Origin of the sequence: Bradyrhizobium sp. (assembly GCF_049519115.1) — a bacterium.
GTDB lineage: Bacteria > Pseudomonadota > Alphaproteobacteria > Rhizobiales > Xanthobacteraceae > Bradyrhizobium.
In genome coordinates this window covers 1-6,094 of sequence record NZ_JBEKRB010000128.1, presented here as the reverse complement: position 1 = coordinate 6,094, position 6,094 = coordinate 1, and the positions used below count along the sequence as shown (strand labels likewise).

The window sequence follows — 6,094 nt, the reverse complement described above, 5'->3', positions numbered from 1 at the left end:
CCCGCTTCCAACCCGATCCGCCCAAGCCGAAAGCCTAGGGAACCAAGCCACCCGATCAACGCCGCCGGCTCGCTCTCGACCTTCGTCTCGCGAACAATCTTGCCGCTCCCGTCCACAACACATACGCTTGAGCATTCCAATGACACATCGATTCCGGCATAATGCTCCATGGTCGTCTCCTTGATGCTTGGAGCGAGGTCAATCCTCGACTCCGTCACGCCATCATGTGAGGGACGACCGCCCGCTGGGCCAAGAGGCCCGTTACCCCATCTGCGGGTGCACTGGCCACCCGGCTTTCCCTGCGCCCTCTCATCGAGGGCATGAATGATCAAAACTCGGGCAGGGGATGTCGCGGGGATGCAAAGCTGTATCCGATCGTCATTCAGGGGCGAAGAGGCGAGCCCGGAATCCATTTCTCCCGACGTTCTGACGGCACCATGGATTCCTGGTTCGCACCTCACGGTGCGGCCCGGAATGACGTTGGAGAAAATGGGAAGCAGTATCTTTGTGCACCGCAACAATACCCGCATTCACCACCCTGCTAACGGGCAATGGCGTTTCGGCCGCCTTCTCTGTAAAGGTTTGCGGACGCGTAACAAGAAGACCGGGAAGCGCTGCGAACCTCGCGCGCTCCCCTTCAAAGGCGAGCGGGAGGAACCATGCATAAACTGATTTGGGCGGCGGCATCCGTCTTGGCATTGGCGTTGATTTCACCGGCTGCGGCGCAAGCCCCCATCGTGATCAAGTTCAGCCACGTGGTGGCCGCCGATACGCCCAAGGGCAAGGCCGCCGAAAAGTTCAAGGAACTGGCCGAGAAGTACACCGACGGCAAGGTCAAGGTCGAAGTCTATCCGAACTCGACGCTCTACAAGGACAAGGAAGAACTGGAAGCCTTGCAGCTCGGCGCCGTGCAGATGCTGGCGCCGTCGAACTCCAAATTCGGCCCGATCGGGATCAGAGAGTTCGAGGTGTTCGATCTGCCGTATATCCTGCCCGACCTGAAGACCCTGCGCAAAGTCACCGACGGCCCGCTTGGCGCGAGGCTGCTCAAGCTGCTCGATGCCAAGGGCATGACTGGTCTCGCTTACTGGGACAACGGCTTCAAGGAAATGTCCGCCAACAAGAGACTGGTCGCGCCTAGCGACTACAAGGGCCTGAAATTCCGCATCCAGTCCTCGAAGGTGCTGGAAGCGCAATTCCGCACGCTTGGTGCGATTCCGCAGGTGATGGCGTTCTCCGACGTCTATCAGGCGCTGCAAACCGGCGTGGTCGACGGCCAGGAAAACACCTGGTCGAACATGTACACCCAGAAAATGCATGAAGTGCAGAAATACGCCACCGTCACCACGCACGGCTATATCGGCTACGTCGTGGTCGTAAACAAGAAGTTCTGGGACGGTATGCCGGCTGACATCCGCGAAGCCTGCGCCAAAGCGATGAAGGAAGCCACCGAGTACGGCAACAACCAGTCGGCCAAGGAAAACGACGACGCGCTGGAAGAGATCAAGAAGGCCGGCAAGACCGAGATCGTGACGCTGACGCCTGAGCAGGACGAGGCGATGCGCAAGGCGATGATGCCGGTCTACAAGGACGTGGCCTCGCGCGTCGGTCAGCCCTTGATCGACGAATTCCTGAAGGAGACCGGCCGCAGTCCGATGAATTGAGGGTGTGCTCTTAATCCCTCCCCCGCGGAACGCGCGGGGAGGGTGGCCGGCGCGAAGCGACGGCCGGGTGGGGGCGCCATGACGACGCGCCGTCTCCGTATCCGTCATGCCCGGGCTTGTCCCGGGCATCCACGTCTTGATACGGATCAATAAGAAAGGCGTGGATGGCCGGGTCAAGACCGGCCATGACAGAGTGGCTAATTGCTGGTGCCGGCGACGATGCCGGCTTGGAGGGGGCTAAGTGTTTCTACGCATTCTCGACAGGCTCGAGGAGATCATCATCGCGAGCCTGATGGGCGCGGCGACGCTGATAACGTTCGTCACCGTGGTGCATCGTTTTCTGGTCGATGTGCCCGTCCTCTATCCCTATCTGTTCTGGATCAACCTCGCCTGGTCGCAGGAACTCTGCATCTACATGTTCATCTGGATGGCGAAGTTCGGCGCCGCCTATGGCGTCCGTACCGGCATCCATGTCGGCGTCGACGTGCTGATCAAGCGGCTCAACGACGGCTGGCGCAAGGGCGTCATCCTGTTTGGGCTGCTCGGCGGCGCACTGTTCACCGCGATTGTCGGCACCATGGGCGCGAAATTCGTGTTCGAATTGATGAGCACCGACCAGGTCTCGCCGGACCTCGAGATTCCGAGCTGGATCGTCTACGGCTGCATTCCGCTCGGCTCCTATCTGATGTGCTTCCGCTTCCTTCAGGTGTGCTGGCACTACTTCAAGACCGGCGAACTGCCGCATCACGATGCGACCAATGTCGACGGCATTGAAGTGTCGAAAGACGCGCCGATTGCAATGGGAGAAGCGTGATGAGCGCCGCTCTCATTTTCGGACTGCTGTTTGCGCTGATGCTGACGGGCATGCCGATCTCGATTTCGCTCGGCCTCACGGTCTTGACGTTTTTGTTCACGATGACGGAAGTGCCGATCGAAAGCGTCGGCCTGAAGCTGTTTTCCGGCCTCGACAATTTCGGCATCATGGCGATCCCGTTCTTTATCCTCGCGGGCACGTTCCTGACCCGCGGCGGCGTAGCGCGGCGCATGATCGCGTTTACGACCTCGCTGGTCGGCCATCTGCCGGGCGGGCTCGGACTTGCCGGCGTTGCGGCGTGCGCGATGTTCGCCGCCATCTCCGGCTCCAGCGTTGCCACTGTCGTGGCGATCGGCTCGATCATGATGCCGGCGATGGTCGAGCACGGCTACCCGAAGCGCTTCGGCGTCGGCGTGATCTCGACCTCGGGCGCGCTCGGCATCCTGGTGCCGCCCTCGATCATCCTGGTGCTGTACGGCGTTTCCACCAACACCTCGATCGGCGCGCTGTTCATGGCCGGCATCGTGCCCGGCATTCTGCTCGCGCTGATGCTGGCGGCGGTAACCTGGTTCATCGCCTACCGCAACAACTATCCGAAAATGCCGCGCGCGACGTTGAAGCAGCAATGGAACGCGTTCCGCGAGAGCATCTGGGGCCTGGCTCTGATCGTGATCGTGCTGGGCGGCATCTATGGCGGCGTCTTCACGCCGACGGAGGCCGCAGCCGTGGCCGCCACTTACGCGTTCTTCATCACCGTGTTCGTCTACAAGGAGCTGAAGCTCAATCAGGTCGGGAAGGTGCTGTTGCAGGCCGCCAGCATGAGCTCGATGCTGCTCTACATCATCACCAACGCGGTGCTGTTCTCGTTCCTGATGACCCACGAACAGATCCCGCAGGAAATGGCGGCCTGGATCATCGACAAGAATTTCGGCGTCTGGACCTTCCTGCTCGTGGTCAATGTCATCCTGCTCGCCGCCGGCAATGTGATGGATCCGTCATCGATCCTTTTGATCATGGCGCCGATCCTGTTTCCGCTCGCGACCAAGATCGGCATCCATCCGGTGCATCTCGGCGTGTTGATGATCGTCAATACCGAGGTCGGGCTTTGCCATCCGCCGGTCGGTCTCAACCTTTATATCGCCAGCGGCATTGCGAAGATGGGCATCAGCGAGATCACGATGGCCGTGTTGCCATGGCTGTGCGCGATGCTGGTTTTCCTCGGGCTGATCACCTACGTGCCGGAGATTTCGCTGTGGCTGCCGCGGCTGCTCGGCATGATCCAGTAGTGCGGGTTGGCGACAATCAACTCCACTGGAAGTGTCATGAAGTGCCTTGATTTTGAGTGTTTCCAATCGTGAACGGAATTAAATCTTGGTAAGAGTGGGCTTGGTTGCCGAACTGTAAGTTGATTGCGGAGGCGCGTATGCCCATTCTCCCGGCACCTTCAAGGGAGGTTGACATGAGGAAGTTTGCTATCGCCGGCGTTGCAGCGCTCGCTATCGCCGCGACCACGGCGGTTTATGCCCAGCACAGCTGGTTCCACGATCGCATGATGGGGCACACCAGGATGAGCCCGGAAGACCGGGCGGCGATGGCCGATGCCAAGATTGCGGCGGTGCACGCCGGATTGAAGCTGTCGGCCGACCAGGAGAAGCTGTGGCCGCCGGTCGAGGGCGCGGTGCGCGAACTCGTCAAGATCAGGCTCGATCGTGCTGCGGCGCGTCAGGCCGCGGCCGCCAAGCCGGCCGACGATCAGGTCAAGCCCGATCCGGTCGCGCGTCTGCGCAAGCGCGCCGAGAACATGGCGGCTTCCGCTGCCGCGCTGAAGAAGATCGCGGACGCGGCCGACCCGCTCTACAAGACGCTCGATGACGGCCAGAAGCGCCGGCTCGCGATGCTGACCCATCACAATCGTCACGGCGGTGGCGAGGGCGGTGAAGGCTGGCGCGGTCGTCTCCAGCACGGTTTCGGCGGCGGTCGCGACCGCGGACCGGACTCCGAGCGGCTCTAAGTTACAGCGCCTCTGACTTAAATCCCCTTCGTCGATCGGCATCACCTCAAGGAAAAGCCGCCGGCAATCTCCGGCGGCTTTTTCGCGTCTCCCGTGACCGGCCTCCAAGGCGGCGCTCATGGCCGATCCCGTCAGGCTCGCCGGGATCGGATCAGCGGCGGCCCCGAGTAACGAGCGCTCGATGCCATAACGCAGCAGCGGCTGGACAATTTCCTCAACCGCTTCGGGACACTTGCGCCCACGCAATGACGGATCGGGGAGCCGATAAATTCGGCTCCCCTTTCGTACCGCCGCGGACCGTTCGCCCCTGGGACTGCCCAGATTGCCGGAATCCCGCGTATTTTCCGTTATTTGCCCGGATGGCGGTTACCTGCGAAAAGCCCACAGGCTTGCTGGACATCGAGAGGTCGCTTTGCTAAACGACGCCCTCTTGCGGTGGCCGTTTCCGGACTGGTTCCGGGCGCATAGCTCAGTTGGTAGAGCAGCTGACTCTTAATCAGCGGGTCCCAGGTTCGAGCCCTGGTGCGCCCACCAAGAAAAAATCCTTCCTTTCCAATATCTTCGTGGGATCGTGGCCTAGAACAAAACGGGTCTCGTGCGACGCTTTTCGTGGTCGGACGTCGCACGCCGTGCGACGAGATGACGATTGTTATCTGAAAGCTCTTGAAGCAATCCGGTACGCAGAAAACTGTCGATGAGAAAGAACGATCATCGGGAATTAACGGCAGAAGGAGGCGAAGCGCCGCGCGCGACTTAAGATCGGACCGCGTTGCGAGATCGTCGGCGGCGCTCGGCAAGGCGATGGACGGGATGCCGTCCGTCATCACTGGAAAATCCCGAATATTGACGCGCCGAACAGCACAGCATCATGCAAGCCTTCAGACCGCCGCCGAAATGAGATTCGGCCGGTCGGCGATCAGCTCTTCATTCCTTCCTTGCGCACCTGCAATTCGAGCCTGTCGATGCCGGCATCGGCACGATCGGCATTGCGAGCACGGTAATGTTTCACAATGGTCTGCGCGCTCCGGTACGAGTGCCCGGTGATGTCGCATATCGTCAGCAAGTCACAGCCAGCGCGATCAAGTAGCATAACGCAGGTATCGCGTAGATCCTGGTCGTGTTTCTGGTCGAGTTCACCGGGGCCATTGACGAACATCAGCGACGGGCACGGCTTCAGCCGCCATGCTGTCTCATCGCCATTGCTGTCGCGCGCTGCCTGCGCGTCCAGCCATTGCGCCAGTGCACGCGCACGCCTATCGACCGCGCGGGCGCGCTGTGCCTTTCTCTCTTCGTCGAGCAGGATACGGTATGGTTTAGATAGGCTGAAGTTCCGGTGACAAACGGACTGGGCACAGAGGTCGCTGAGTTGTCTGAAGGAGGCCACGCATGCATAGATTCTATCTGGCACTCATCCCGCTGTCTGTTCCGGCTTCGACCGTCGTCCTTGCGCACAGCGGGACGGACCAGGAGGAGAAGGCTTGCTCGCCCGACGTGCAACGTCTCTGCCGCAAGCTGATGGATCAAGGCGACCTCACCATTCTGGGCTGCCTGAAGGAAAACCGCGCCAAGCTATCGCACGCGTGCCGAGGCGTGCTGGTCAGCCAC

6 protein-coding genes, 1 tRNA gene and 1 pseudogene are annotated in these 6,094 nt (G+C 60.8%); 6 read left to right on the top strand and 2 right to left on the bottom strand.

Features of this window, described 5'->3' with window-relative positions:
- Nucleotides 1-170, bottom strand: a pseudogene (locus ABSE61_RS35595) (IS110 family transposase); the annotation flags it as partial.
- A 489-nt stretch (nt 171-659) separates the two neighbouring features.
- Between ABSE61_RS35595 and ABSE61_RS35590 the strand changes: the two are divergent.
- The 5 genes from ABSE61_RS35590 to ABSE61_RS35570 all read left to right on the top strand — a co-directional run bounded on the left by ABSE61_RS35590 (nt 660) and on the right by ABSE61_RS35570 (nt 5,023).
- Nucleotides 660-1,664 carry a TRAP transporter substrate-binding protein gene (locus ABSE61_RS35590; protein ID WP_423875845.1) on the top strand — a complete coding sequence of 335 codons (1,005 nt, stop codon included), beginning with the start codon at nt 660-662 and terminating at the stop codon, nt 1,662-1,664.
- 241 nt (nt 1,665-1,905) lie between these two features.
- Complete coding sequence (locus ABSE61_RS35585) at nt 1,906-2,478, top strand: TRAP transporter small permease (RefSeq protein WP_423875844.1); 573 nt, start codon at nt 1,906-1,908, stop codon at nt 2,476-2,478.
- Nucleotides 2,478-3,764, top strand: a complete 1,287-nt coding sequence (locus ABSE61_RS35580) for a TRAP transporter large permease (protein WP_423875843.1) — start codon at nt 2,478-2,480, stop codon at nt 3,762-3,764. The genes ABSE61_RS35585 and ABSE61_RS35580 overlap by 1 nt, the downstream gene beginning before the upstream one ends.
- 173 nt (nt 3,765-3,937) lie before the next feature.
- A complete protein-coding gene (locus ABSE61_RS35575; RefSeq protein WP_423875842.1) occupies nt 3,938-4,489 on the top strand; it encodes a Spy/CpxP family protein refolding chaperone in 552 nt (183 codons plus the stop codon).
- A 458-nt stretch (nt 4,490-4,947) separates the two neighbouring features.
- Nucleotides 4,948-5,023: transfer RNA gene (locus ABSE61_RS35570), tRNA-Lys, on the top strand.
- Between the two features lie 382 nt (nt 5,024-5,405).
- Here ABSE61_RS35570 and ABSE61_RS35565 read toward each other — a convergent pair.
- Nucleotides 5,406-5,873 (bottom strand): hypothetical protein, encoded by a 468-nt coding sequence (locus ABSE61_RS35565; RefSeq protein WP_423875841.1) that lies wholly within the window; start codon nt 5,871-5,873, stop codon nt 5,406-5,408.
- Nucleotides 5,874-5,875: 2 nt separating this feature from the next.
- Here ABSE61_RS35565 and ABSE61_RS35560 point away from each other — a divergent pair.
- Nucleotides 5,876-6,094, top strand: a 219-nt coding sequence (locus ABSE61_RS35560) for a hypothetical protein (RefSeq protein ID WP_423875840.1), incomplete at its 3' end; no start/stop codon positions are given.

Bases quoted from the DNA above. Each gene is read 5' to 3' on its own strand.
- ABSE61_RS35590 (WP_423875845.1), top strand. From the start codon at position 660: ATGCATAAACTGATTTGGGCGGCGGCATCCGTCTTGGCATTGGCGTTG.
- ABSE61_RS35580 (WP_423875843.1), top strand. From the start codon at position 2,478: ATGAGCGCCGCTCTCATTTTCGGACTGCTGTTTGCGCTGATGCTGACG.
- ABSE61_RS35575 (WP_423875842.1), top strand. From the start codon at position 3,938: ATGAGGAAGTTTGCTATCGCCGGCGTTGCAGCGCTCGCTATCGCCGCG.